Origin of the sequence: Kitasatospora sp. MY 5-36, from assembly GCF_001182915.1 — a bacterium.
Classification (GTDB): domain Bacteria; phylum Actinomycetota; class Actinomycetes; order Streptomycetales; family Streptomycetaceae; genus Kitasatospora.
Genome location: NZ_LFVW01000914.1, coordinates 1 through 3,372, shown reverse-complemented (window position 1 = coordinate 3,372; position 3,372 = coordinate 1). Strand labels below are relative to the sequence as shown.

Annotated in this window: 1 protein-coding gene; it reads right to left on the bottom strand. The window is 77.0% G+C overall.

The window, feature by feature from the left end; all coding sequences use genetic code 11:
• Positions 1 to 3,372, bottom strand: a 3,372-nt coding sequence (locus AE652_RS38125) for a non-ribosomal peptide synthetase (protein WP_049659932.1), incomplete at both ends; no start/stop codon positions are given.

Genomic DNA, 3,372 nt, shown 5'->3' with positions numbered 1-3,372 from the left:
AGCGCCCCGGCGTCCGCGGCCGGCTCCTGCCGCCAGCCGTCCCCGGTGCGGGTGAAGCGGGTGCGCAGCGCCGGGTGGGCGGCCACCAGCGCGCCCAGCGCCCGGTCCAGCGCGGCTTCGTCCAGCCCGTACGGCAGGTCGAGCAGCATCGACATGGTGAAGTGCCGCAGCGGGCCGTGGGCGGCGAAGAACCACTCCTGGACGGGGGTCAGCGGGGCGGGCCCGTCCTGGTGGTGGCGCGGCGCGGGGGCGGCCGGCGGCTCGGCGGTGCGGGCCGCGGCGGCCAGGTCGGCGACGGTCTGGTGGCGGAAGACGTCCTGGGAGCCGATCCGCAGGCCCGCCGCACGGGCCCGGGAGACGGCCTGGATGCTCAGGATCGAGTCGCCGCCGAGTTCGAAGAAGTTGTCGGTGACGCCGACCCTGGGCACGCCCAGCACCTCGGCCCAGATGGCGGCGAGGGTCTCCTCCTCGGGGGTGCGCGGGGCGGTGAACTCCCCTTCCCGGGCGTCGGTTTCGGGGGCGGGCAGGGCGCGGCGGTCGAGCTTGCCGCTGGTGCCGAGCGGCAGGGCGTCGAGCACGGTGAAGGAGGACGGCACCAGGTGGTCGGGCAGCACCCGGCGCAGGGCGGCGCGCAGGTCGGCGGCGGGGCGGGCGGCGCCGTCGGCGAAGACCAGGTAGGCGGCCAGCCGGTGGTGGCCGTGGGCGTCGGGGACGGCGGCCACGGCGGCGGCGCGGACCTCGGGCAGCTCCAGCAGGGCCGCCTCGATCTCGCCGGGTTCGATCCGGTGACCGCGCACCTTGACCTGGTCGTCGGCGCGGCCGAGGTACTCCAGGCGCCCGTCGGCCGTCCAGCGGGCCAGGTCGCCGGTGCGGTACATCCGGGTGCCGGGCGGGCCGTACGGGTCGGCGGTGAAGCGGGCGGCGGTCAGGCCGGGGCGGCCGTCGTAGCCGCGGGCGACCTGCTCGCCGGCCAGGTGGAGCTCACCGCTGACCCCGGGCGGCACGGGCTGGAGCCGGCCGTCCAGGACGTAGGCGCGGACGTTGGGCAGCGGGCGGCCGATCAGCGGCCGGTCCCCGCCGTCGATCCGGCAGGCGATGGCGTCGACGGTGCACTCGGTGGGGCCGTAGTAGTTGTAGGCGGCCGTCTCCGGGCGGGCGGCGAGCTCGCGCCAGAGCCGGGGGGCGACCGCCTCGCCGCCGAGCATCAGCACCCGGGGGCGGTGGCGGGGGTCGTCGAGCAGCCCGGCGGGCAGCAGTTGGCGCAGGTAGGAGGGGGTGAGGTCGAGGAAGTCGATCCGGTGGCGGACGACGTACTCGACCAGGGCGGCCGGGTCCATCCGGGTGGTCTCGTCGACGAGGTGCAGCGGGTGGCCGTCCGCGAGCAGCAGCAGGCCCTCCAGCGAGGTGTCGAAGGAGAAGGAGGCGGTCAGGGCGACGTTCAGCGGGCCGCCGCCCGCGTCGGCGACGAAGCCGGCCCGGTGGGCGGCGAGCAGGTGGGCCAGGGCGCGGTGCGGGACGCTGACGCCCTTGGGGCGACCGGTGGAGCCGGAGGTGTAGAGCACGTACGCGGGGGTCGCGAGGTCCGGCGTGGGAAGGACGACGTCGACCGGGTCGTCGTTGCCCAGCAGGTCGCGCAGGGTGTCCTCGTCCAGGAACAGGGCCGGCCCGGCGTCCTCGAGCACGTAGACGACCCGCTCCCAGGGCAGCGCCGGGTCGAGCGGCAGGTAGCCGGCGCCGACTTTCCAGACCGCGAGGACGGCCACCACCAGGTCGGCGGTGCGCGGCAGTCGCAGCGCGACCAGCCGTTCGGGGCCGGCGCCGGTGGTGGCCAGTCGGCGGGCGAGCCGTTCGGCGCGGGCGTCCAGTTCGGCGTAGTCGAGCCGTTCCTCCCCCGCGACCAGGGCCAGGGCGTGCGGGGTCCGTTCGGCCCGGCGCCGGAGCAGCTCCGGCAGGCCGACGGCCTCGACGGGCAGCTCGGTGGCGTTCCAGCCCCGGGTGCCCTGCTCGGTCTCCCGCGCGGAGAGCAGCGGCAGGGTGGCGAGCGGGCGGTCCGGTTCGACGGCGGCGCCCTCCAGCAGGCGCAGCAGCTGCTCGGCCATCCGGCCCGCGGTGGGGGCGTCGAAGAGGTCGGCGCGGTACTCCAGGACGCCGGTGAGCGCCTCGCCGTCGGGGACGAACTCCACGCTGAGGTCGAAGGTGGCGGCCTGCCGGGGCACGGTGACCGGGGCGGTGGCGAGTCCGGGCCGGTCCCCGGCGGTGGGCGGGGCGGGGTGCAGCAGCACCAGGACGTCGAACAGCGGGTTGCGGCCGGCCTCGCGGGGCGCGCCGACCGCCTCGACGATCCGTTCGAAGGGCGTGTCGCCGTGCGCGAGGGCGTCGTTGCCGGTCTCGGTGGCGGCGGCGAGCAGTTCGCGGAAGGAGGCGTCGGGCGCCACCCGGGTGCGCAGCACCACCGTGTTGACGAAGCAGCCGACGGCCCGTTCCAGCTCGGTGCGGGTGCGCCCGGCCATCAGCGAGCCGACGGTGACGTCCTGCTGGCCGGACCAGCGGGCGAGCAGCGCCTGGGTGCCGGCCACCAGCGCGGTGTTGAGGGTGCCCTGCTGCTCGGTCGCGAGGGCGCGCAGCCGGGCGGTGAGCGGCGCGGGGACGGTGAAGGTGTGCAGGCCGCCGGGGCCGGCCTCCTCGCCGCGCCGCGGGTGGTCCAGCGGCAGGTCGGACGGCACGGCGCCGGCCAGCTTCTCCCGCCAGTGGGCGAGCTGCCGCTCCAGCCGGTCGCCGGCGAGCTGCTCGCGCTGCCAGGCCGCGAAGTCCGGGTACTGGGCGGTGACTTCGGGCAGTGCGGGGTCGGCGCCGCGGGCCAGGGCGTCGTAGGCGGTGCACAGTTCGTCCAGGACGACGCCCATCGACCAGCCGTCGGTGACGATGTGGTGGGCGGTCAGCTGCAGGACGTGGGCGTGCGGCGACTCGGCGACCAGCAGGGCGCGCAGCAGCGGCCCCCGTTCGAGGTCGAAGGGCCGGGAGTACTCCTGGAGCAGGACGGCGTCCAGGTTCTCGCCCTCGGCCGGTTCGCGGACCGGCAGCTCCACCGGCCCGGGCTCCCGGACGGTCGGCACCGGCCTGCCGTCGCTCTCCGCGAAGGTGGTGCGCAGCGCCTCGTGGCGCGCCACCACGGCGGTCAGCGCCGCGGTGAGAGCGGTGCGGTCCAGCTCGCCGGTGAAGCGCAGGGCGACGGCGCTGTTGTAGCGCGGGTCCCCGGGGCGCAGCCGGTCGAGGAACCAGAGCCGCTGCTGGACGAAGGACGGCGGCAGCGGACGGCCGCGGTCGGCGCGCGGGATGGCCCGCTCGGCGGCGGCCCCGTCGCCGCCGGACCGG